Genomic DNA, 24,837 nt, shown 5'->3' with positions numbered 1-24,837 from the left:
GGCTATGAAGGATTCACTTTTTCACAATAAACTAGGTAATAGCGATCTGTAAATTTTCTCAGTAAGGGACGTAGGCCTATTTTTTTAATAGGATTTGTAAATTTCATGCGATCTACCACTTTCCAGCCTGCTTTTTCTAGAACGTAATCCAGTTGCCAAGGCTCAAATTCATGATAGTGTTGGTCTCTAATGTCGTTTTTATTACGGTAAGCACTAGAAAACCATAGTTTTAAAGGGACGCTTATCACGGCTTTATTACTTTTAATAGCTTTTAAAGAAGTGTATGGACTTACTAGGTGCTCAAAAATTTCAAAAGCAGTAACGACATCGCCATTAAATTTCTCAATTTCACTAACGTCGTCATCTAGGTCTAGTCCAGTAGTGTTTTGTACTTTATAACCAGCATTTTTCATAATTACAGAAAACGGATTTTCAACACCTAAATCTAGAATGGTATCTGTTTTAGGGATGTGTTTTTCTAGAAATTCTAGGGTTAATCCAAATCTTTTATGAGGGAAACTGTTCTCGTACAATGGTGCTTAATTTAAGTTACGAAAATAGAGATTTATACTCGTAGAGTAAGATCAGTTTCTTAAAACTTTATGTGGTAGTGATAGTCTTATCGTTAATAAAAGTTAAGCATGACTCGTTAGGAGTTAATTGCGGTACATCTTTTGTATTTTTCGCCCTTATGAAATGGATCACACTAGTTGCTCTTTTAGGAGCTTATTTTTCTCAATCACAAAACACGCCTAGCCAGTTAACAACGGTAGATTTTAAACAGGCTGATGTGTCTATAAACCTAGATGCAAATTCTAATGAGATAACAGGTACTATAGATTATAATCTTGAAATCTTAAATGATGCGCTATCCATTTTTCTAGATGCAAAAAACCTAGTTTCTTACAGTGCCTTATTAGATAATAAGGAAGTGAAAATGATTTATGATGGGAAGAAACTTGTCGTACAAGCTCCGTTTAAGGCAGGAGAGGAGCACGACCTTAAAATCTCTTTTACCAGTTACCCATCAAAGGCTATGTACCATATAGATATAGACGATGATCGTTTGTGGGATCAAGTATGGACACAAGGACAAGGTAAATACACCAGCAACTGGTTGCCTAGTATTGACGATATGAATGATAAGATCATCTGGAATACGTCTATTACCGCTCCTTCTTCTAAGCTTGCTGTAGCAAATGGTGTTCTTAAAAACGTGACAAATGGTGCAGATGTGAAAACATGGAAATACACCATGCAAAAACCTATGTCTAGTTATTTGCTGGCCGTGGTTGTAGGAGATTATGAGGTGAAAAAAGAGAATAGTTCTTCTGGGGCAGCTCTAGAATATTACTATTATAAAAATCAAGGAGATAAAGTAGCGACTACCTATCAACATTCTAAAGAGATTTTTGATTTCTTAGAAGGAGAGATAGGAGTAGCATTTCCATGGCAAGATTATAAGCAAATTCCTGTAAAAGACTTTTTATATTCTGGGATGGAAAATACAGGTTTAACCGTTTTTAGCGATGTGTTTTTTACCGATGCGCTAGGAGCAAATGACCGTAGTTATGTAAACGTAAATGCGCACGAGTTAGCACATCAATGGTTTGGTGATTTAGTTACCGAGACAGATGCAAAGCACCACTGGTTGCATGAAGGGTTTGCTAGTTATTATGCATTGCTAGCCGAAAAGGATTTATACGGTAATTCTTATTTTCAACATCAATTATATGAGTATGCCGAGGCTTTGAACGAGCAGACTGCTAGAGGAAAAAGTACCGCTTTGTTAGATCCCAAAGCAAACTCGCTTACATTCTATCAACATGGGGCATGGGCTTTACATGCGTTAAAGGATAAGGTTGGAGAGTTCAGCTTTCGCGAAAGCGTAACACAATACCTTATAAAGAATAAATACAGTAATGTCACGACAAATGATTTTCTAGATATAGTAGAAGAAGTAAGCAATCAAAATCTAGACGAGTTTAAAGCAATATGGTTAACATCTACTACATTTCCTACTGCCGATGCTTTACAAATCTTGAGAAAAGAACCTATTATGGAGGACTTTTTACAGCTGGCGGCAAGACGTATATCTAGCTTTGACGAGTCTTATTATTCTTATAAAGAAACGCTAGAAAAACCGGTAGAGTTAGAACTGGTTAAAGAAATGGTGGCACAATTAAGTATTCATAATACGAATAAGAAATACGAGTTATTAAGAGCGGCTGCCACACTTGATAATGTAGAGGTGAATCAATTAATAGTTTTAAGTACGCCTAGTATAAATGTAGAGAATAGAGAATTGATAAAAAGCATGCTCAACGATAATTCTTACGTGACTAGAGAGTCGGCATTATTTCTTTTATGGAATGATGTGAGTGATAAAAGAACCTTTTTAGAAGAAACAAAACAGCAATGGAACGACATGAATTCTAGTCTAGACATGGCATGGATAGTTCTTGCGCTCAACTCTAGTGGTTACAGCAATGAAGAGTTATTGCCTTTATTAACTAGATTACAGTCTTATACAGGACCTGTTTATGGTACAGAGACTAGAACGGCAGCATTTGATTATTTAATAAATCTAGATGCGATGAGTCAGCAAAATTACATTGATCTCATGCAAGCTAGTTTACATCATGTATGGCGATTTTATGAAAATGCGCGTGATATCTTAAAAGCGCAATATAAAAGAGAGAATGGTAAATTTCTTATAGACCAGTCTTTTGATCATTTTAATACAGAAAATCAAAAACGTTTAAAGAAGATTATAGATATAAAATAATCTAATGATTTTATAAATAGTGATTTATAACTCTTATAAAGTTTAATCATATAAAAAAATCCAGATCTATTACAGATCTGGATTTTTTATATAAGCTATGTTTTTTATTTAAAACAAATCATTTACTTCAGTTTTTAAGAAGCTTATCGCAGTGGCGCTAGGTGCACGTTTATCCATAAGGTCATTAAGAATAGCCTGACGTAGTCCGTCTGCAGTGGTGACTTTATCAGTCATAGATACTTGACGTAGTTTTTGTATGGTAGTGTTTTTTGCGGCACGTATGATATTCCAGCATTCTTCACTCACGTAAACTTGTTGCGCTATGTTGTGTTCAAACTCATGTTCTATAGCTGCAATAAGTCCTTGTTCATACTCAGATTTTGATAAGTTACCAGGCTTAGTTCTAACGACTAGACTAGCAGGTTTAATACGTTCAAGAAAAAGAACTAATCTCTCATAGGCAGCCATGCGAGTAGGAAGTGTTTTTGCTTGAGACTCTCTTACTGTGATAAAACGTCTTCTTTTTTCTTCATTCTTCATAAATGACGAAAAGAAATAATAAGAAATTACTGCAATAATAAATGCAGGTAATAAGGTTTGGAGTAAAGGTAAAATCGCTTCTTGCATATTTGGGTTTTAAAGTTTTGGAACGTTCAAAAATAATAGGATATTTTATTTAACAAGTAATTTTATAGGGCTATTTCTATTCATCTAGCGATATAAGTGTTTTATAGTATGAAGTCGTGGTTTTATCTGTTACCTCTTTATCGACATATTTATATACTTTATGTTTATAAAATAATACTTCCTTAAAAAGACATCGAGTTAGCAAATTGCAGTACAGAGTTTTTTTAAGTGTCGAGATTATAAGGTTATTTGGTTAGTTTTTACAGTAAGCTGCTCTTTTGATTGAGCAGCTTATTTTATTTACCACCTAGGTGAATGCAGTCTTTTAACTCTTGCATACCATTAAATGGGACGACCGTTTTTTGATATTTATAAGTATGTTCTAGAGTTTGTGTCATGTTACTATCTCCTATATTCACATCTACATCTCTCATATCAAACTGACATGGGTGCTCATAACCAGCTGCGTGAGTAATCTCTAGCACTTCTTTGTTGAATTTCTTAAAATAGCTAGCCAGTCTACCAGCTTTTTCTGGAACAACGATACCACGTTGCAACCATTTATTTTGAGTAGCAATACCAGTAGGACAGGTGTTGTTGTGGCATGCTTGCGCCTGTATGCAACCTATAGATATCATAGCTTCACGAGCTACATTAATAACATCTGCTCCCATAGAAAAAGCCATCGCAGCCTTAGCAGGAAAACCTAGTTTACCAGATGCGATAAAGACTAAATCTTCAGTCATTTGTCTATTCTGGAAAACCTGATAAAGATCTTTAAAACCATATACCCATGGAAGCGATACATGATCTGCAAAACTAGGTGGAGCAGCACCAGTACCACCTTCACCACCATCTACAGTGATAAAGTCAGGACCTTTTCCTGTAGCTTTCATAATATCTGCCAGTTCTTCCCATTGTTCTAGTTTACCTATCGCAGCTTTTATACCAGTAGGTAATCCAGTTTCTTGAGCTATTTTCTCAACAAAGTCCACAAGACCTTGTATTCCTTCAAAAGCACTATGAGTAGGTGGAGAGAGAACATCTTCTCCCATAGGGACATTACGTATTTCGCTTATTTCTTTAGTAATTTTAGAACCAGGTAATACACCACCTTTTCCAGGTTTTGCACCTTGAGATAGTTTTACTTCTATAGCTCTAACCTGTGGATGATCTTTAACCAGTTGTTTTAATTTTTCCATGGAAAATTTTCCGTCGTCACCACGTACTCCAAAGTATCCAGTACCAAAATGAAAAACAACGTCAGCACCAGTTTTGTGATAAGGAGATAATCCACCTTCACCAGTATTGTGGTAAGCATGTACTTCCTTACAGCCTGTGTTTAAAGCCTCAATAGCCTTGGCACTCAAACTTCCATAACTCATGGCGCTCACATTAATCACACTTCTAGGTCTAAAAGGTCTTTTTCTATTTTTTGCAGCTCCCATAATCTTTGCACAAGGAAGGAATCCTGGGTCTTTAGCAGTAACATGATTTTCATCAAGTTTAAAAGGCATCATTGAATTATTAATAAAAATATACTGGTGCGAGTAGATGTCACGATCGGTACCAAAACCTTCATAGTTATTTTCATTCTTTGCACTGGCATATATCCAGCCACGCTCAATTCTATTGAAAGGAAGTTCTTCACGATTATTTGCCACAATGTACTGACGCAATTCTGGACCTATACTTTCTAGCCAGTATCTAATATGTCCGACTACAGGGAAATTCCTGAGGATGATGTGTTTCTTATTGAAAATATCATAAAGTGCAACGATAATTATAAAAGCGATGAGGTACCAGTACCAAGCTATGTTTGCAATAAAATCCCAAATTTGTTCCATGAAAAATAATTAAGAGCTAAAAATACAATAGTTGTTATATAAGATCTGTGATAACTGCAATGAAATTATACTATTCCATCTCTTAATGTTGAAAAAACGCTGGATTTTTATTCCGCTTTCGCAGAAGCGAGAACAGCACAAGCCTTATCTTTATACTCTATAAAATGAAGACCTGTGCAAGATTATATTTCCCAGCTTAACGACGCCCAAAGAGAACCAGTTTTACAAAAAGAAGGTCCTATGATCATCATTGCTGGTGCAGGTTCTGGGAAGACTCGTGTGCTTACCATACGTATTGCTTATTTGATGCAACAAGGTGTAGATCCGTTTAATATTTTATCTCTTACGTTTACTAATAAGGCGGCCAAAGAGATGAAAAAACGTATCGGTGATATCGTGGGTGCCGGACAGGCTAAAAATTTGTGGATGGGAACTTTTCACTCTGTCTTTGCAAAGCTATTGCGTATGGAGGCAGATAAACTAGGCTATCCATCTAACTTTACTATTTACGATTCTCAAGATTCACAACGTCTTACGAGTGCCATTATAAAAGAAATGGGACTGGATAAAGATGTCTATAAATACAAGCAAATACAGTCGCGCATCTCTTCTCTTAAAAACGGTCTGATTACCGTACGCGCCTATTACAATGATGCCGATTTACAAGAGGCAGATGCGATGGCACGACGTCCACGTTTTGGTGAGATTTATAAAGAATATGTAGAACGTTGTTTCAAGGCTGGAGCAATGGATTTTGATGATTTATTATTAAAGACTAACGAATTAATAAACCGCTTTCCAGAAGTTCTAGCAAAATATCAAAATCGTTTTCAATACATACTGGTAGATGAGTACCAGGATACGAACCACTCACAGTATTTGATAGTAAAAGCACTGTCAGATAAATTCCAAAATATATGTGTGGTAGGTGACGATGCGCAATCCATTTATGCTTTCCGTGGTGCAAATATTAATAACATTTTGAACTTTCAGAAGGATTATGATAATGTAAAAGCATACCGTCTAGAACAAAATTACCGTTCTACAAAAAACATTGTTGAGGCGGCAAACTCAATCATCGAGCACAATAAGACTAAACTTGATAAAGTAGTATGGACAGCAAATAATGATGGGCCTAAAATTATAGTCCACCGACTCATGAGTGATGCAGAAGAAGGTCGTTATGTAGCCGGTTCTATTTTTGAAAACAAAATGCAACACCAGTTAGATAATGGAAAATTTGCCATTCTCTATAGAACAAACGCACAGTCTCGTGCGATGGAAGACGCGTTGCGTAAACGTGATATTCCATATCGTATTTATGGAGGTCTTAGCTTTTACCAGCGCAAAGAGGTGAAAGATGTACTTGCATATCTACGTCTGGTGGTAAACCCAAAAGACGAAGAGGCTATAAAACGAGTTATCAATTACCCTGCTCGAGGTATAGGTGCTACGACCATGGACCGTTTAATAGCTGCTACAAAACATTATGACCGTACCATTTTTGAGGTCATGGAAAATATAGATCGAGTAGATGCTGGAATAAACAGTTCTACAAAAACAAAGTTGAAGAATTTTGTTACCATGATTAAGAGTTTTCAAGCGCTAGATCTAACTCAAAACGTTTTTGAACTGACAGAATATGTCTTAAAGAAAACCGCTTTGTTAACTGAGCTCAAGAAAGACGGCACACAAGAAGGAATCTCTCGTATAGAAAACATGGAAGAGCTTCTTAACGGTATGCGAGACTTTGTAGAAGGACAAAAAGAAGTAGCAGACGCGAGAGGTGCCCTGTCAGAATTTCTAGAAGATGTTGCACTAGCAACAGATCTCGATAAAGATACAGGAGACGATGACCGCGTTTCTTTAATGACCATTCACCTGTCTAAAGGGCTGGAGTTTCCTTACTTATATATAGTAGGTATGGAAGAAGATCTTTTCCCTAGTGGTATGAGTATGAATACTCGCGAGGACCTAGAAGAAGAGAGAAGATTATTTTACGTGGCATTAACCAGAGCAGAGCATCAAGCTTATTTAACCTACACTTTGAGCCGCTATCGCTGGGGTAAACTAGTAGATGCAGAGCCTAGTCGTTTTATTACAGAAATTAATCAAGATTATATAGAATACACGACTCCTATAGATAATTATCGATATAAACCACTGATGAATAATGACCTGTGGGATGAGCCAGATAAGTCAAAACTGCGACAGTCTAAACCTAAGAATGGAACACCACCCAGTGTAAACCAGCCTAATGAAGAGCAAATTAGAAAACTAAGAAAAATGCGACCGGTAAGTCGTACAACTAGTAATTCTAGTGCTCCTTCTGGTTTTGAAGGCGATTTACAACCAGGTATGATAGTAGAACATGCGCGCTTTGGTCGTGGTACAGTAGTTAATCTAGAAGGCGCTGGTGGTGAGAAAAAAGCCGAAATCAACTTTAATGTCGGTGGTCTTAAGAAATTACTTCTGAGATTTGCTAAATTAGATGTGGTAGGATAGAAATAAATCTATAGATGTTAATCTTTGGTTCCGCTTTCGCGAAAGCGGAATTATAACATTACATTTAACCACTAATTAAACCAGAATGAACAACTTACAATACCCTATTAAATTCTCATTTAAGATCACTACGCTAAGTAATGATTTTACAGCAAAAAATGCGTCAGGACAAACTATTGCTTACGTAAAGCAAAAAATGTTTAAGCTCAAAGAAGCCATTTCAGTTTACAGTGACGAGAGTAAATCGCAAGTTTTATTTACCATCGCGGCAAATAAATGGCTGGATTTTAGTGCAGCATATTCTATGACAGACGCTAGCGGTAATGAAATAGGTAAAATTGCTCGTAAAGGATGGCGCTCTATGTGGAAGGCAGAGTATGATATCGTAGATCAAAATAACCAGCCGCAGTATAAAGTGCAAGAAGCAAACGCATGGGTACGTGTTGCAGACTCCATGATAGGAGAGATACCTGTACTAGGTGCTTTTACAGGTTATTTATTTAACCCTACTTATAATGTGACTAACAAAGCAGGTCAGATAGTAGTTAAATTAAAGAAAATGCCTTCTTTCTTCGGTAAAGAATTTGAACTTGAAAAAGTGGCAGATATAGACGAAGATGATAAAGAAAGAGTAATGTTAGGTCTTATGATGATGATTCTGCTAGAAAGACGTCGTGGATAATACGGACAACTAAATAGATACTTTAAAACCGAAACTTAACAATGTTGAGTTTCGGTTTTTTTTGATTCGAAAACTAAAATGAATTAACTTCATTAAAGGTTTTTTTAATGCGCCTTCAAAAAAATAGAATATCAGATTGCTGAAAACTTGTTAAATGTCTATGATGCAGCTTTAAGATATAAAATACAAGCAACATTAAACCTTCAAGAATGCAGTCTGAATGTGTCAGAAAATAATAATTTCATTTTAAATGCTTGGTTGAGCGATAGTCGAAACCTTTTTCTCTCGCACGATCTTTATTAATATTATTAGGTATGAATTATCAGTTTTATGTATACCTATTAGAATGTAATGACAGATTGCTCTACACAGGAATGACGAACAATATCCAAAGAAGATTTAACGAACATCAAAAAGGATTGAATCCGCGATCATTTACTTTCAAAAGACGACCAGTAGAGTTGTTATTTCATGAACAATTTAACGATGTATTTCAAGCCTATCATTTTGAAGCAAGAATTAAGAAAGGGTCAGCTAAAAAGAAACGAGCATTAGCATCTGGTGATTTTGATAGATTGAAAATATTATCTAATTGTCAGAATGATTCATCAAGCGCATTTGCATCTTCAGATGATGTACCTAAAAGAGAAAGGTAAAACTCTTTCCATAAGTAACCGTCTTCGACTATCGCTCAGACTAGCATTATTTTAAAAGTTTAAATTTTGGTATATCATATATTCACATGATTATTAATTTGACAATTTCATCAAGTCCATTTATCTTTGAATACACACTAGAAACAACTTTCCATTGCCACTTAACTTTCTTTCTACACCTATAGATTACCTCGCTGGCATAGGCCCAGAAAGAGCAAAACTGTTGCGTAGTGAATTGCATATCCATACTTATGGAGATCTGGCAAACCTTTTTCCTAATCGATATATAGATAAAACTAAATATTATAAGATCAATCAGCTTGTGCCAGACAGTGCGCAAGTGCAGATTCTAGGGAAAATAATAAATATAAAAACCGCAGGGTCTGGTAAGTCAGAGCGGCTAGTTGCCACGTTTGCAGACGAGACGGGACGCATGGAGTTGGTATGGTTCCGCAGTCAGAAACATTTTAGAGATAGTTTAAAGATAAATGAGCCCTATGTAGCCTTTGGTAAAGTGGCTCGTTATGGATCTCAATATAATATTGCACATCCAGATCTAGAATTATTAGTAGATCACAAGTCACGCAAACAAAGTGCGATGACACCAGTCTATCCCAGTACAGAAATGCTTGCTAAACGTAAGGTAACTAACACCTACATCGTTAAATGTATGCGCAAGTTATTTAGCGAGATCAATGGCGCCTTTGTAGAAACGCTGCCAGACGATATGCGTGAGCATTATAAGTTGATAGGTAAAAATGAAGCCATGCTTAATGTTCATTTTCCTACCACACCAGAGCTGTTAAAGCATTCTATTTATAGATTAAAGTTTGAAGAACTTTTTTTTATTCAAATGGAATTATTGCTGCAAAATAGAATTAGAAAAACGAAGATAAGAGGTTATGTTTTTGATAATGTAGGAGATAAGTTTACCGACTTTTATAAAAATCATTTACCCTTTGAACTTACTGGCGCTCAAAAACGCGTAGTAAAAGAAATACGTGCCGACATGGGTACTGGCGCGCATATGAATCGTTTGCTTCAAGGTGATGTAGGTTCTGGAAAAACGATAGTTGCCGTTCTCACAGCCTTACTTGCATTAGATAACGGTTTCCAGGCTTGTATTATGGCACCTACCGAGATTCTAGCACAACAGCATTACAGTGGCGTTTCAGAATTGCTAGAAGGTACAGGAATTACGGTTTCCTTACTTACAGGATCTGTAAAGACTAAAGCACGTCGTACCATTCATGAAGAGTTAGAAGATGGAACTTTAGATATTTTAATAGGTACACATGCACTTATTGAGGATAAAGTAAAGTTTAAAAACTTGGGCGTTGCTATAGTAGATGAGCAGCACCGTTTTGGCGTTGCACAAAGAGCAAAACTTTGGAAGAAAAATGAATTGCCACCGCATGTGCTCGTGATGACCGCAACACCTATACCTAGAACACTTGCCATGAGTCTATATGGAGATCTAGACATCTCTGTAATAGATGAGTTGCCGCCAGGTCGTAAAGAGATTAAAACCGTACATCGCTATGATAAAAATAGATTGGCCGTTTTTGGATTTATACGTGACGAGATAGCGCTAGGACGACAAATTTATATGGTATATCCATTAATAGAAGAGTCAGAAAAGCTAGATTATAAAGACCTGCAAGATGGGTACGACAGTATAGTAAGAGAATTTCCGTTACCCAAGTACAAAGTGAGTATAGTCCATGGTCGTATGAAGCCAGAGGACAAAGATTATGAAATGAATCGCTTTGTAAACGGCGAGACACAAATCATGGTCGCAACCACAGTGATAGAAGTAGGTGTAAATGTGCCTAATGCCAGCGTCATGATTATAGAAAGTGCCGAGCGTTTTGGACTATCTCAATTGCACCAATTGCGCGGTAGAGTAGGTCGTGGTGGAGACCAGAGCTACTGTATTTTAATGACAGGTCATAAATTAAGTGCCAATTCAAAAACAAGATTAGACACCATGGTTGCTACTACCGATGGTTTTAAGATTGCTGAGGTAGATCTTAAATTACGCGGCCCAGGAGATCTTATGGGAACGCAGCAAAGTGGTGTCATGGATTTAAGACTTGCAGATATTGTAAAAGATAACCACATACTTGCCATAGCAAGAGAAGCAGCGCAAAAATTACTCGCCAAAGATGTGAAAATAGAAAAACCTGAACATGCTGGTGTAAAACGTGTCATGTCTTTTTTACAAAACAAAAAAGGACTTTGGAAGTATATAAGTTAAGTCTTTAAAAGATGCTTGATCAAGTCGATGAGCTTATAATTTATTCTCCATTCCAGCACTGCAAAACCTTTCCGACCATAAATCGCTACCGCTTTTTATGCCCACCATTCCTTAATTAAGGAATGGAGCTTTTTGTGTAATAAAGTTATTTTAATTTAAAAAGAGAGTTTTTAAAAGCTCCTTGCCTAAGACTAGGAGAGGTGGGGTTTTGCAAAAACCTCGGAGTGGTTGAAAGGAGCTCGATCTAATCGATAAGGTTGTAATTTATTCTCCAAACCAACATAGCCAAACCTTTCCGACCATAAATCGCTACCGCTTTTTATGCCCACCTTTCCTTAATTAAGGTAAGGAGCTTTTTATGTAATAAAGTTATTTTAATTTAAAAGAGAGTTTTTAAAAGCTCCTCGCTTAAGAATAGGCGAGGTGTGGTTTTGCAAAAACCTCGGAGTGGTTGAAAGGTGCTCGATCTAATCGATGAGGTTGTATTTAATCAGCTTCAAACTAGCTTAATCCTTGATCTGTATTTAAAATTCTTTTTTTATTCCGCTTTCGCGAAAGCGAGATCTACAACCATTTTATGTGGAATTTAAACGACTGGAATGTTACGGTTCTTAAACAGGAACGTTAAATATCTCTTTAATGATTGCTAGAGTAGGGCTTGGGTTGTAATTTGTACACGATTACGAAGGAAAAATTATGGATTACAATAAAATAAGTACGTTAGGACAGCTGAAGGAAGCCGGCTGGAAATCAAAGTCAATTAAGGAAGAATTAAGGGATAACCTTATTGAAAACATTAAAAATGATGTGAATTCTTTTACAGGAATACATGGTTATGAAAACACTGTAATTCCAGAACTAGAACGTGCTATTTTATCACGTCACAACATCAATTTATTAGGTTTAAGAGGTCAAGCAAAAACCAGACTTGCGAGACTAATGACTGGTTTGCTAGATGAATACATACCTTATGTGACCGATAGTGAGATTCATGACGATCCATTACAGCCGCTCTCTAGAACGGCCAAAGAATTGATTGAAAAGCATGGTGATAAAACACCTATATCCTGGTTGCATAGAGACGATCGTTTTTATGAAAAACTAGCGACTCCAGATGTTACTGTTGCCGATTTAATAGGTGATATAGACCCTATAAAAGCAGCCAACTTAAAACTAAGTTATGCAGATGATCGCGTGATACATTATGGTATGATACCGCGTGCAAACCGATGTATTTTTGTAATAAATGAACTTCCAGATTTACAGGCGCGTATACAGGTAGCGCTTTTTAATATTTTACAAGAAGGTGATATACAAATACGTGGTTTTAAATTGAGACTGGCACTAGACATGCAGTTTGTATTTACGGCAAACCCTGAAGATTATACCAACCGTGGTAGCATCGTTACACCTCTTAAAGATAGAATTGGGTCTCAAATTTTGACTCATTATCCTGAGAATATCGCTATTGCGAAAACAATTACTCAACAAGAAGCGAAGAACGATTCAAGAACTACGGAGACTGTTTATGTGCCTGAATTGGCTAAGGATTTATTGGAGCAAATAAGCTTCAGCGCTAGAAATAGTGAGTATGTAGATGAAAAAAGTGGAGTAAGTGCTCGTATGAGTATTACTGCTTTTGAAAATCTACTGAGTACTGCTGAGCGTCGTTCTTTAATGAACGGTGACGATAAGACTACTATTCGTTTTTCTGACTTTACAGGTATTATACCTGCAATCACAGGTAAGGTAGAACTGGTTTATGAAGGAGAGCAAGAAGGTGCAGCCTTTGTAGCAAATGAATTGATAGGTGCGGCGACTAAGACGTTGTTCCCTCAATACTTTCCAGAAATCAAGAAACTAGTTAAAAGTGATGAGGTAACGCCTTATGACAAATTAGTGGAGTGGTTCTTTAATAATGAAGGGCTAGAATTACTGGACGAATTAAATGATAGTGATTATCAAGTATTGATCGATCAGGTGACACCGCTAGAAGATCTTGTGCAAAAATACCAGCCACAGACAACTAAGGAAGACCGTAATTTCATGAAAGAGTTTATTCTTTGGTCACTAGTGGAATTTGATAAACTGAGTAAAAAGAGATTTACAGAAGGGTATCAATTTAATGATTTATATAGTGACTTTGTAAGAGGAATCTAGATAATAAAAGATATTAGAATTTATAAATAGTAGGTTGTTTTCTTAAACGACCTACTATTTGCATTTTAAAAAGTTGAAAAGAATTACATAATAATAAACCCCTATAAAAACATGCAAAAGAGCTTTAAATTCCTGCCATTATTACTTTTAATACTACTCATTAGTAGTTGTAATGATCATACTTCTACCGACCGTAAAGAGACGATAGAAAAGCCTAAAAATGAAGTTCTAGTTTTGGGAACTATTCATGGTGGCCACTTAACAGATAGTGTTTATAATACAGACTATCTGGAGAGGTTAATTAAAGAGATTCAACCTGATTATATCTTAACTGAAATACCACCTAGTAGTTTTAAAGAAGCGATGGATGGATTTAAGAAAAACGATTCCATATCTGAATCTAGGGTCTCGCGTTTTCCAGAATATACAGACGTTGTTTTTCCTTTGTCTAAAGAAATGGACTTTGAAATTATACCAACAGCAGGATGGTCTTTATCCATGGCGAGAGAACGTAGTAAAAAGCTAAGAGCTATAAGTCAGGATACTTCTAGAACAGAAGACTGGGCTGCCTATCGCAATGCAAATAGATTATCAGATTCTATTTATAAAGCTACAGGAAAGGTAAATGATCCCTATTTTATTCATACTAATGCATATGATAGCATACAAGATATAGGATTACAGACGTATAACAAACTATTTAATGAAGAGCTAGGCCTAGGTGGTTGGGAAAATATAAATATTGCCCATTATTGGAATATTGAAAAGGCTCTAGAAAAACACCGTTATGAAGGAAAGCGAATTTTAATTACTTATGGAGCTGGTCATAAAGGATGGTTCTTAAGAGAATTACGTAAAAGAGATGACATTCATTTATTAGAACTAGAGCCATTTCTTAATGCCATAGAAGAGGAGTAAAAAAGCTTTTAACGAGTTTTATTTTAAAATAAAAAAGAGTCCATTATCGCGAGATAATGGACTCTTTGCTTAAGAATTAATTTGTTCTTTTTTAAAAGGAATAAGTAAGATTATGCTTTACCACCTAGCATTAAAACCTGGTCGCAAACTACCTCTGTAGTATAGCGTTTTTCTCCAGATTTATCTTCCCACTGTCTAGTGACTAGTTTTCCTTCTACACCTATTTTATTTCCTTTTTTTACGTATTGAGATATAATGTTTGCCGTGCCATTAAAGGCTACAATACGGTGCCATTGTGTGTCAGTTACCTGCTCACCTAATTTGTTAGTATAACGGTCTGTAGTAGCAAGAGAAAACTTAACTAGCGTTTTACCGTCATTAAGATTTACTGTTTCTGGGTCTTGTCCTAGGTTACCGATCAATTGTACTTTGTTGCTTAGATTACTCATAATAAATTTGTTTGTATGGATTATATATTAGTTAACGCCATCGTTTGTAATTGATGACGGTGCAAAGATGTGACAGTATCAAAGTTTCAATTGTATTTTAAACGTTTGTTTACGTTTATTTACGTTTGTAAATGGTTATATCTTACTAATCGACTGTTATTATTGAAAAGAATAAGTTTTAAAAATTATGTTAGAAATGGGGTTGATTTATGTTTAAATTTATGGGTTGAGAGATGGTTCTCATATACTTTTCGTTCTACACCATTTGAAAAAAACACTTTACATAATAACAATCATAAGTATTTTTATTGCATGCTCTACTGAACCCAAAAGAGAAGTTCAGGAAAAGTTAGAACCATTTGAAATAACAAATAGAATATCGAGCAAAACATACGGCGATACTTTAAGAGTTGAATATGAATATCGAGGTGATACTGTCATTCAAAAAAGAATTGATTCTAAAGGCACCACAGACGATAATTTTGATAGTTCTTTTACTGTAACATCTATATGGTCAACTAAAAACACTTCGAAATTATTGTGTGATGAAAAATTAAAATTGACTCTTGACGATATTGATTATGAATTTTGTTATCAAGATGTTCTAAAACAATTTGATAAAGAAATAGCCCTATCAAAAGCAAAAAATAATATTTGGGATGCGGATGGTCTTTTAGAGATGAAAATGGATGTTATGAAATATCATAACGGAAAAAATATAGATTTAGACTTCTTCGGCAATTCATATCTAATGGATTTAGTAAAAGAGATAAATGTCAATATCTATGATAATAAAACCAAATCACTAATCGAACAAATAAGTTTAGAAAAATATGAGACAAATTTCTCTGAAGGGAAAAAATACTATTTCCTAAACAAGAAAAAGGATACTATTGCGGTTTATCGTCGATTAGAATGGATGAGCTAGTCTGCGAAAAAACGGTGTAGAACAATGTATATAAAAAATAGCGCGAGCAGTTGCAAATACAAAGGTTCGGCACTTTTTCGAGGTCGCCAAATTTTTAAATTTGGCTATTTGAGAAAAGAAAAATAAATAGATAAATTTAAAAATTCGGATTGAGTCTAACCGAATAGTTTGTGCACTTTTTCAGCGCTATTATTCTTATATCCAACCGTTGTTTGTGATTTGAGAAAATCGTGATAAATTGAAAATGATTGATTTTAATGAAAAAATGGATTTTAATAATTGTCGGAATCATTCTGGTAGGAATAGTTGGAATTGGAATAAAAATAAATTCTGATTTTAATGATCTAGCAGAGACCTTTAATTCTGAACACATTCTAGATGAACCGAGTTTAAATATTCTGTTTGAATCTATTTCGCCAAATGAAAAATACAAATATTACCAATATCAATTTGATAATGGCGGATTTGGATATTCAAGAGTCTTTTGGTCTGTAATTGAAAATAACAAAAATATAAATGACCTTGAAAAAGGTATTATTCCGAATGGTTATAAAATAGTACAATGGAATAATGAAAGTGAACTAATCCTCGAGAAGTGGAAACCATATTACGAAACTAATACAAATTATGAATTGAAAAACAACTCAGAATTCAATGGAATTATAATCAATATAGCGGAATAAAAACATGTTTTAACAAAGAACCGCACTAAAACACAAGTGAATTTCACTTAATTTCTAACCAGTACACTTCTATATCCGTTATCATATATTAATCCTGATTTTGCTTTTTTAATGAAGTATTCTCCTATTATAACTTGCTCTTTTTGAACACCTTTGAGGCGTATGAATTCTAAATTTGTTTTGTACTTTCATATCTACAACCATAACCAAAATAAGAGCATACCAAAGGAATGCCTCACTTGTATTAATCTTTTGCTGTTGTACAGCATTGCCTAAAAATGGAACAATTAATAAAAAAGAACATAAGACTCTTATCTGAAAGGTATAATCATTCCATTGAATACGGAATTAATGAATTATTTATCACAAATAAAATAAACACGATAAAAATACATCCAAAGAACAAATATGGATTTGATATTGTGTATAATACAGATGAAGGTATAGACAAAATCTGCTCAAATCTAGAAGATATTTATGATTTCTTGATTGAACTGTTAAGGCGAACCGAACTTTATAAATTGATTCCTAAAAATGGTAAATTACTCGATTTGAGTGACTGGATTAAAGAAGAAGACGGTGATTGGATTATTAAATCACTCAAAGTTTTAGTTACTAAATTTGATGATATACAAATTGAATATAAAGAATTTGGTGGTAATAGGTATGAACTTGAATTTTATAAAGGTTTGCTTATTTTGAATGATGATTTATGTATATGTAAATCTAACGTAATAGAAATTAATAACGTTTGCTAACAAACAACTGTGATAAAAAACAAGTGAATTTCACTTAATTTCTAACCAGTACACTTCTATATCCGTTATCATATATTAATCCTGATTTTGCTTTTTTAATGAAGTATTCTCCTATTATAACTTGCTCTTTTTGAACACCTTTGAGGTGTATGAATTCTAAATTTGTTTTGTACTTTCACATCTATAATCATATTTAAAAATACTACATAACAATGTAATGCCTCAATCGCATTATACCTTTGGCTGTTATGTGCATTTTGGTTGCGTTACCAATATTTGGTATATTTGACTAAAATTATATTCGGAATGGGAAAAAACACATCAATATCACTCGGAAATCATTTTGAGGAGTTTATTAGAGAAGAAGTGAATTCTGGAAGATATGGTTCGGTTAGCGAAGTAATTCGTTCTGCTTTACGTTTGTTAGAACGTGATGAAAAAAAAGAAAGAGAATTGATTAAAGCTCTAGAAGTGGGAGAAAATAGTGGATTTGTTGAAGAATTTGACCCAAAACAACACCTGAAAGAATTACATCGTAAACACTTATGAGTAATAACAAATATCGTATAAGTCAACAAGCGATTGAGGATTTAAATAAAATTTGGATTTATACTCTTAACAAATGGTCTAAAGAACAAGCAGACAGATATTACGATTTAATAATTGCAGAAATTGAATTTATTGCGGAAAATTATCTTGCAGGAAAATCTGCAGAACAAACTCGAAAAAATTATAGAGTTTCGAAAGTTAAATCTCATCTATTGTTTTACAGAAAAGTAGATAATGAGATGGTAGAAATCGTTAGAATTTTACATCAGAGAATGGATATTAAAAAACATCTGAAATAAAAAAAAACGGTGTACAACAAACAACTGTACTAAAAAAAACAAGCGAATTTCACTTAATTTCTAACAAGTACACCTCTATATCCGTCATCATATATTAATCCTGATTTTGCTTTTTTAATGAAGTGTTCACCTATTATAACTTGCTCTTTTTGAACACCTGTAAGGCGTATGAATTCTTAATTTGTTTTGTACTTTCACATCTACAACCATAACCAAAATAGGAGCATACCAAAGGAATGCCTCACTCGCCTTATACTTTTGGCTATTGACCACAATATGACAAAAACACCGAAACATAATATTTCTCAAGAAAAAGCTACCGCTTTATTAAATAACGGAATAACACTAAAAGATTATTATGTGGAAGGCGAACTGAAAATTGAAACGGTTGACGGTTGGAATAAAGAAATTGTTATTGAAAATTGTATAATCGAATATTTTTCTGGTAGCGTAACCCAATTTGAGAAAGCTGTTAGTATAACTAATAGTCGATTTAAAAAATGTCAATTCTTGTTCACATATTTTTTGGGTGGTTTAGAAATTGACAATTGCATTTTTGATAGCTATTTAGATTTTCAAGCTGGCGGACATAATAAATTTGGAAACTCTGTTTTAATATCAAATAATGAATTTTATGGCTTTGTAAATTTCTTTGATTGTTGGTATGAGAATGAATTCACAGCTAAAAAAAATAATTTTTTAAACGGAACTAATTTATTGGGAAAGCCACATAACATTCCAGTAACTTTTGACATTGAACCCAATATTATAGACAATATTGGACAACTAAATTTTGACCACGAAGGAATTGAATAATATAAATTTGAATATATTTTAGAACGCAATCACAGCTTTGCGAAGTCGCCAAATTTTTAAATTTGGCTTATTGAGAAAAAATAATAAGTAAATTTTAAAAATTCGGCTTGTGTTCTACTGAATAGTGACTGTTTATTTTCAGCCCTACTATTCTTATACAAATCCTTTGGCAGTCATTTAAGAAACCGAGAAAACACATTGAAAATTAAAAAATTTATTTCCAGCTTTTTTAAAAGTAACTCAAAGGAGAAACTTGAAACTGATGAAAATCAATGGAGACCTGTTCTTCATCCTTTGTTTATTCAAATGAAAGAAAAAGCGAACATCTATTTGTCCGAAGATGGATATTCGATTTCTAATCAAAAACGTGGAATTGAAACCTTTAAAAATGATTTTGGGATTTATATTTCAATCGTAAATCAAGGTTATGATTTTCCTGAAGTTTATATCGGAAAAAATACTATTATTGAGGAAATGATTCGTTTTGACTTTATGCTTGAATTATACTTGACTGACAAAACTGAATTAATAAAAAAACATAAATCGCTGAACAATTTCTATGACTTTGAATATGAAAAAGACTTTATAGAAACGCATTATCAATCCATTCTGAAAATCAATCCATTTCCTGAACAATATAATAAATGGATAAAATCAAACGACAAACTAATAAGAAGTTATACGAACTAAAAAAAACGAACTGCCAACAAAGAACCGTACTAAAAAAACAAGCAAATTTCACTTCATTTCTAACAAGTACACTTCTATTACCGTCATCAAATATTAATCCTGATTTTGTTTTTTTAATTAAGTATTCACCTATTATAACTTGCTCTTTTTGAACACTTGTAAGGCGTATGAATTCTTAATTTGTTTTGTACTTTCACATCAATCATAATTAAAACAATAACATACCAATGTAATACCTCATTCGCATTATACTTCTAGTGGTTATGTGCATTTGAGAAAAGCGAAAATATGACAAGAGACGAAGCCCAAGACGCGTGGGAAGAAATAGTTGATAAAGGATTTTCAGATTATCAGAAATTGACTCGTGAACAACGAGTATGGTTTAATGTTGAACCTTTAACAACTGACGGATTATGGGATCATTATGTGAATCACGGAGCGGACAAAAATGCGGATACTATTCTGGACTTGGAATATCTGAATTTTAATTCGATTGCTGATCAATTACGTGAATTTAATAAAACTTATTTTCCAAATGGAGTTCCGGAAGGACCAGATGCTCGACAAGATGAATTTGACAAGTTTGATGAAGATGAACTCGAGGACTATATTGAGGAAATGGACGACAAATTTTGGGAACTATCAGATGATTTAGAAAATGCTTTAATGAAGCACATAAATAATACTGGAATTGGAAAATAAAAACACACTACAACAAACAACTACGGTAAAAAACCAAGCAAATTTCAGTTAATTTCTATTAAGTAAACTTCTATATCCATCATCATATAATAATCTTGATTTTGCTTTTTAATTAAGTATTCTTCTATTATAACTCATTCCTATTGAACAACTGTAAGGCGCATAAATTCTTAATTTGTTTTGTACTTTCACATCTGCAACCATAACCAAAATAAGAGCATACCAATGGAATGCTTCACTTGAATTATACTTTTGACTGTGGATAGTAATGTAACAGAACCTTGATACAAAAAAAACATAAATGGAAAAAACTTGGGCATCTGGAGCTTTAGAATTATTAAAACACGCTGATGAGCATATTAATAAAGAACAAGCATTTGACAAAAGAATTGCTTTTATAAGTATAGACAACTCAGTTGAAACAGCAATCAGAACTTTTATTTTTATGCCATCTAGTCTATCTAAAGTTAATTTTTCATTTAAAGAAAAGGATGAAATCGGAAATTCATTCCCAAAAATGGTTAATCTATTGAGTGAGAAAACTAGTGACAAAATACCTGGAATCGAATTCTCTGATATAGAATTTTATCATAGGTTAAGAAATCAATTATATCATGATGGGACAGGACTAAGTGTTGATAAAAATCATCTTGAAGCTTATAGAACTATTGGAGAATTATTACTTAAAAAGTTATTTAAAATTGAATTTAATTTAATTATACTATTAAAGACAAGTCACTTCCTAATCTAATCATTTCTTGGGAAGAAATAGATAAATTGATAAAGAGGTTGTTTTTCAAAAATAATATTGACTTTAGCAATGCGCTCAAATGGGAAGAAGCTCTGCAAAAAAAGATATTAACTAATCATCAAATAACATTATTTAATGAATTAAAAAATATCAGAAATGAACAAGTTCATTCATTACCAATTGAAATTAATCTAACAAAAATTTCTTACGGAATAGAAATAGCGAATGAATTAAGAACTAGTCTTGAAAAAGAAATGAAAGATAAAATTCTAAATTTTTTTAAAGAAAATCCAACAGAAGTATTCGCTGCAAGAGCTATTGGTCATATATTTTCAATTTCAAAAAGTTATGCATCTCACCTAATAGAAACTTTAGAGGAAGAAGGGGAAATTATATCCGGAATCGAAGAAGAAAGTGGAATTACATTCTTTCAAATAGGTTAATTGAATAACCACACACACACACACACACACACACACATAACAAAGAACCGCACTAAAAAACAAGCGAACTCCACTTAAATTTCCTACAAGCACACTGCTATATCCATAATCATACACAAAACCTTTACGGGCTCTTAAAATCTATGCAACAATGCATGATTTAGTTTCTATTCTAGTAGATTTTGCTTTGTTGCGCAAAGATTATAAGCATAGAAAAAATATAGAAAAGTTAGAAAAAGAAGATGGAGTTAATAGACCATTTCAAAAATATATGATGCAGCCCAGTGTTGTTATATACTCGATCGTTCTATTTCTTGCTCTAGTATTAATGATACTTTTTATAACTTATAAAAGAACAATCACCTATCCTAAAAATACCCAACAAGAAATAACGATCATTGCAGGTAGGGTAGAGAATTGGTATGAGATAAATGGTAGTTATCCTAACAGTCTAGAAGAGTTGATAGGTAGTAATCCGGTGCGTAAAGAATGGAAAACAGACGCTTGGAGAAGAGAGTATCAATTTACTTTGTCTGATGATGGGAAAAGTTTCGTTATCTCATCTGCTGGAGCAGATGGTAAACATGGCACTAGTGACGATATAATTCCTGATTAGAGGGAAGTTGTATTTTTATAGTAAATTGAACCAATCAAAACCAACCGCTACATGAAAAACTTCATCGTATTACTTATTGCTTTATTCACCATTTCGACCTATGCACAAGAAAAAGAGTTGTGGGCAAAATCCATTCTTAATGAAAAAGCGCCTGAACTAGTAGTAGAAAAATGGCTGTCAGATATTCCAGATACCGAAGGGAAATTTGTTCTTATAGACTTTTGGGCTACCTGGTGTGGACCTTGTATTAAAGCAATACCTGAATTGAATTCTTACCAAAAAGAGTTTAAAGATAAACTTGTTGTAATAGGGTTAAGTGATGAGCCAGAAGCAAAGGTTAAAAAGCATAAAAGACCTAAAATAGAATATTACAGCGCTATAGATACTCAAAGTAGATTAAACAATACGCTAGAAGTAAGAGGTATACCTCACTGCATTTTAATAGATCCTGATGGTATCGTTAGGTGGGAAGGCTATCCATTATTAACCGGTTATGAACTCACATCAGATGTGATTGCAAAGGTTATTGAGAACTATGAAAAGTAGTGACTCGTTTCTATTTTTAAAGTATACTTTAATCATTATTACCGATACTAGTTCGATATGAAAAAAACGTTTTTAGTAATAATTTGCTCATTTGGTTTTCTAGCTTGCTCAAATAAGGATAGAAAAGAGGACTTACTTCTTGAAATAGATAGATTAAAAATAGAAAATGATTCTTTGATGAAGCTTTCTAGAATTGAAAAAACTCCAACTAATTATTGGTTTGATTCTGACTTTGATGGAGAGGCATTTCTAGATCAAGGTATAAAAGATCCGGTTTTTCTTATTGAAAGTAGTCTTCGTGAACAACCAGAATTGATTCCGTTAAAAGCTGTCTTAGGTGGTACTATGCATTTTGGTACGATACAGTTGTTGAGTAGTGAGTGGTTAATAGCCAGCTTTGACGATGGACATATTATGGGAAGAGCTATTTATGAATATGATTTAAACAAGGATAAAGAAGTAGATTTTAAATTATTACACGTATTAGGTCCTGAGTAAATTTACATTTAATGAAACACGAAGTATACGAGTTGAGAAAAACTCCTCAGTTAAAAATTACAATTGACAAAATTTAATCTCCATATAATAGATGTTTTTGATCCCAAAAACTCTGGAGCCTATTCTTGGAACGATATAAAATCAATAGATTTTAATAAGGAAAAGATCAATTGGTTTTTTTCAATATTTAGTGGATTGATAGATCTATTTGCAGGAACAGTAGTATCAAAAGTTTATAAGTTCAAGTCCAACTTAAAAGTTGTATTAGATAGGAGTAGTATTATAATTAAACTTCATAAGGTAGATCTAGAACGTATGGAAGATATGCTTACCTCTATGGAAGCAAAACTAACAATATGACTGTAGCAAAAATAAAAGGTAAGTGGAAAATAATTTCCTGGTATCAGCCTCCAGGTTGTTAATCGTTAGTGCTTGAAAATCAATTGCAAATCTCTCTTGTAATAATCTCAATTAACATTTGTACATTTGACTCATAAGCCCATCCATGAAAAATTATTACTTCCTTACCGTTTTTTTAATTTCATTAGTTAGTTTCAAGAATGGTACAGCTCAGACAGACGTAGAGAACGTCTTGACAGATATACTCTTTATTCTCGACGGTTATAATGATCCTGCTGCAGAGGCTAGCGTTATGCAAACAGGTGCAGGATGGTTCCATACTGCAAAATCTCTTGATAAATTTAAAATTAACGTCTCTGCTGGTATAAGTGGTCTTCCTTTTCCTTCTAATAAAAAGAGTTTTACAGTACAAGAATCTGACTTTATTAATCTAGATATAAGAGGTGAAGACCAGGCGACTATACCTACATCACTAGGTGGGCAGCAACGTGTCTTTTTTGATTTTATGATAGATGGTGAGACCTATGAATTTCAGGCCTTTTCTGGTTTAAATACCGATTTCTTTGCCTTTCCTTATATACAAGGACAGGTAGGATTATGGAAAGAGACAGAGGTTACTTTAAGATATGCGCCTCAAATCACTATCGAGCGTTCTAGTTATGCCGTTTATGGAGTAGGCTTTAAACACAATCTATCTCAATACTTTTATAAAGAAAATCGTAGTTTTGATTTGGCTTTTTATACTAACTATAGTCTTACCGATCTTAACCTAGGTTATGATGAGCCACTGGATTTAGAACCACAAGATGGTGGTGCGCCGTTAGCAATTATAGATGGATCGCTTATCGATTTTCATTCAATAAACGCAGGTCTTGTAGCTAGTAAAGATGTCAATAAATGGACGTTTTCTACAGCAGTTAATTATAATACCAGTTGGGTAGATTACAGTTTAACAGGAGAAGACGGTATATTTTTCAACCTTTTTAATAACGTGCTTACCACTCTTAGCGAGACCAAGCATTCATTTAAGGTAGATGCTGGCGTTGCTTATCAAATCGCCCCTAAATGGAATTTAAATACCCAATTAAGCGTCGGTCAGTTTGCTAACCTTAATATAAGTGGTGTTTATAATATCAATTAATTTATTTTTATAAAGGCTATTTATAATTCCGCTTTCGCGAAAGCGAAACAACCATCTATCTACCCCAATAATTTAAAGATTTATGCTAGTTCATAATTTGAGAAACGCGTTTAATTTGGCATTTTTATAAGTATTTAGATCGTTTTAACTACTATTTTCTTTAAT

26 protein-coding genes are annotated in these 24,837 nt (G+C 33.8%); 22 read left to right on the top strand and 4 right to left on the bottom strand.

What is annotated here, in order from left to right; translation table 11 throughout:
* Positions 1–2 precede the first annotated feature (2 nt).
* Positions 3–533, bottom strand: coding sequence for a methyltransferase domain-containing protein (locus tag LY01_RS08335; RefSeq protein ID WP_104515388.1), 531 nt, complete (start codon positions 531–533; stop codon positions 3–5).
* 158 nt (positions 534–691) lie between these two features.
* Between LY01_RS08335 and LY01_RS08330 the strand changes: the two genes are divergently transcribed.
* A complete protein-coding gene (locus LY01_RS08330) occupies positions 692–2,788 on the top strand; it encodes a M1 family metallopeptidase (RefSeq protein WP_104515387.1) in 2,097 nt (698 codons plus the stop codon).
* A gap of 108 nt (positions 2,789–2,896) precedes the next feature.
* Here the strand turns inward: LY01_RS08330 and LY01_RS08325 are convergent, their stop codons facing one another.
* Positions 2,897–3,415: a DUF7935 family protein gene (locus LY01_RS08325; protein ID WP_104515386.1), complete on the bottom strand. Its 519-nt coding sequence runs from the start codon at positions 3,413–3,415 to the stop codon at positions 2,897–2,899.
* Positions 3,416–3,711: 296 nt separating this feature from the next.
* Complete coding sequence (locus tag LY01_RS08320; protein WP_104515385.1) at positions 3,712–5,262, bottom strand: FMN-binding glutamate synthase family protein; 1,551 nt, start codon at positions 5,260–5,262, stop codon at positions 3,712–3,714.
* A gap of 174 nt (positions 5,263–5,436) precedes the next feature.
* Between LY01_RS08320 and LY01_RS08315 the strand changes: the two genes are divergently transcribed.
* The 6 genes from LY01_RS08315 (at position 5,437) to LY01_RS08290 (ending at position 14,443) form a co-directional block, all read left to right on the top strand.
* A complete protein-coding gene (locus LY01_RS08315) occupies positions 5,437–7,767 on the top strand; it encodes an ATP-dependent helicase (RefSeq protein ID WP_104515384.1) in 2,331 nt (776 codons plus the stop codon).
* 85 nt (positions 7,768–7,852) lie between these two features.
* Positions 7,853–8,449 (top strand): LURP-one-related/scramblase family protein, encoded by a 597-nt coding sequence (locus LY01_RS08310; RefSeq protein ID WP_104515383.1) that lies wholly within the window; start codon positions 7,853–7,855, stop codon positions 8,447–8,449.
* A gap of 314 nt (positions 8,450–8,763) precedes the next feature.
* Positions 8,764–9,105, top strand: coding sequence for a GIY-YIG nuclease family protein (locus tag LY01_RS08305; RefSeq protein ID WP_104515382.1), 342 nt, complete (start codon positions 8,764–8,766; stop codon positions 9,103–9,105).
* A 154-nt stretch (positions 9,106–9,259) separates the two neighbouring features.
* Positions 9,260–11,365, top strand: coding sequence for an ATP-dependent DNA helicase RecG (gene recG, locus LY01_RS08300; protein WP_104515381.1), 2,106 nt, complete (start codon positions 9,260–9,262; stop codon positions 11,363–11,365).
* Positions 11,366–12,061: 696 nt separating this feature from the next.
* Positions 12,062–13,525: a magnesium chelatase gene (locus LY01_RS08295; protein WP_104515380.1), complete on the top strand. Its 1,464-nt coding sequence runs from the start codon at positions 12,062–12,064 to the stop codon at positions 13,523–13,525.
* Between the two features lie 111 nt (positions 13,526–13,636).
* Positions 13,637–14,443 carry a hypothetical protein gene (locus LY01_RS08290; RefSeq protein ID WP_104515379.1) on the top strand — a complete coding sequence of 269 codons (807 nt, stop codon included), beginning with the start codon at positions 13,637–13,639 and terminating at the stop codon, positions 14,441–14,443.
* A gap of 110 nt (positions 14,444–14,553) precedes the next feature.
* Here the strand turns inward: LY01_RS08290 and LY01_RS08285 are convergent, their stop codons facing one another.
* Positions 14,554–14,892, bottom strand: a complete 339-nt coding sequence (locus LY01_RS08285) for a single-stranded DNA-binding protein (RefSeq protein WP_104515378.1) — start codon at positions 14,890–14,892, stop codon at positions 14,554–14,556.
* A gap of 265 nt (positions 14,893–15,157) precedes the next feature.
* Here LY01_RS08285 and LY01_RS08280 point away from each other — a divergent pair, with 265 nt between their 5' ends.
* The 15 genes from LY01_RS08280 to LY01_RS08210 all read left to right on the top strand — a co-directional run bounded on the left by LY01_RS08280 (position 15,158) and on the right by LY01_RS08210 (position 24,672).
* Positions 15,158–15,820 (top strand): hypothetical protein, encoded by a 663-nt coding sequence (locus tag LY01_RS08280; RefSeq protein WP_146080401.1) that lies wholly within the window; start codon positions 15,158–15,160, stop codon positions 15,818–15,820.
* A 257-nt stretch (positions 15,821–16,077) separates the two neighbouring features.
* Positions 16,078–16,503, top strand: coding sequence for a hypothetical protein (locus tag LY01_RS08275; protein ID WP_104515376.1), 426 nt, complete (start codon positions 16,078–16,080; stop codon positions 16,501–16,503).
* A gap of 278 nt (positions 16,504–16,781) precedes the next feature.
* A complete protein-coding gene (locus LY01_RS08270) occupies positions 16,782–17,261 on the top strand; it encodes a hypothetical protein (protein WP_104515375.1) in 480 nt (159 codons plus the stop codon).
* 306 nt (positions 17,262–17,567) lie between these two features.
* Positions 17,568–17,810 (top strand): type II toxin-antitoxin system ParD family antitoxin, encoded by a 243-nt coding sequence (locus tag LY01_RS08265; RefSeq protein WP_104515374.1) that lies wholly within the window; start codon positions 17,568–17,570, stop codon positions 17,808–17,810.
* Positions 17,807–18,109, top strand: a complete 303-nt coding sequence (locus LY01_RS08260; RefSeq protein WP_104515373.1) for a type II toxin-antitoxin system RelE/ParE family toxin — start codon at positions 17,807–17,809, stop codon at positions 18,107–18,109. Before LY01_RS08265 ends, LY01_RS08260 begins: the two co-directional genes overlap by 4 nt.
* A 258-nt stretch (positions 18,110–18,367) precedes the next feature.
* Entirely contained in the window at positions 18,368–18,925 is a 558-nt protein-coding gene (locus LY01_RS08255) for a hypothetical protein (RefSeq protein ID WP_146080400.1), read from the top strand.
* Positions 18,926–19,123: 198 nt separating this feature from the next.
* Positions 19,124–19,615: a hypothetical protein gene (locus tag LY01_RS08250; RefSeq protein WP_104515371.1), complete on the top strand. Its 492-nt coding sequence runs from the start codon at positions 19,124–19,126 to the stop codon at positions 19,613–19,615.
* Between the two features lie 288 nt (positions 19,616–19,903).
* Complete coding sequence (locus LY01_RS08245) at positions 19,904–20,317, top strand: DMP19 family protein (RefSeq protein WP_104515370.1); 414 nt, start codon at positions 19,904–19,906, stop codon at positions 20,315–20,317.
* 301 nt (positions 20,318–20,618) lie between these two features.
* Positions 20,619–21,068, top strand: coding sequence for a hypothetical protein (locus LY01_RS08240; protein WP_104515369.1), 450 nt, complete (start codon positions 20,619–20,621; stop codon positions 21,066–21,068).
* Positions 21,069–21,106: 38 nt separating this feature from the next.
* A complete protein-coding gene (locus LY01_RS08235; protein ID WP_104515368.1) occupies positions 21,107–21,511 on the top strand; it encodes a hypothetical protein in 405 nt (134 codons plus the stop codon).
* Positions 21,512–21,662: 151 nt separating this feature from the next.
* Positions 21,663–22,127 carry a type II secretion system protein GspG gene (locus LY01_RS08230; RefSeq protein ID WP_104515367.1) on the top strand — a complete coding sequence of 155 codons (465 nt, stop codon included), beginning with the start codon at positions 21,663–21,665 and terminating at the stop codon, positions 22,125–22,127.
* A gap of 51 nt (positions 22,128–22,178) precedes the next feature.
* Positions 22,179–22,673, top strand: coding sequence for a TlpA family protein disulfide reductase (locus LY01_RS08225; RefSeq protein WP_104515366.1), 495 nt, complete (start codon positions 22,179–22,181; stop codon positions 22,671–22,673).
* A 57-nt stretch (positions 22,674–22,730) separates the two neighbouring features.
* The gene (locus LY01_RS08220; RefSeq protein WP_104515365.1) at positions 22,731–23,171 is read left to right on the top strand and encodes a hypothetical protein; all 441 of its coding nucleotides are present in this window, start codon (positions 22,731–22,733) and stop codon (positions 23,169–23,171) included.
* Positions 23,172–23,234: 63 nt separating this feature from the next.
* Positions 23,235–23,531, top strand: a complete 297-nt coding sequence (locus tag LY01_RS08215) for a hypothetical protein (RefSeq protein ID WP_104515364.1) — start codon at positions 23,235–23,237, stop codon at positions 23,529–23,531.
* A gap of 145 nt (positions 23,532–23,676) precedes the next feature.
* Entirely contained in the window at positions 23,677–24,672 is a 996-nt protein-coding gene (locus LY01_RS08210; RefSeq protein WP_104515363.1) for a DUF6588 family protein, read from the top strand.
* Positions 24,673–24,837: the final 165 nt, after the last annotated feature.

It is taken from the genome of Nonlabens xylanidelens (assembly GCF_002934445.1).
Lineage (GTDB): Bacteria > Bacteroidota > Bacteroidia > Flavobacteriales > Flavobacteriaceae > Nonlabens > Nonlabens xylanidelens.
The sequence above is the reverse complement of the archived record's forward strand: the minus strand, read 5'-3'. Positions and strand labels throughout refer to the sequence as shown.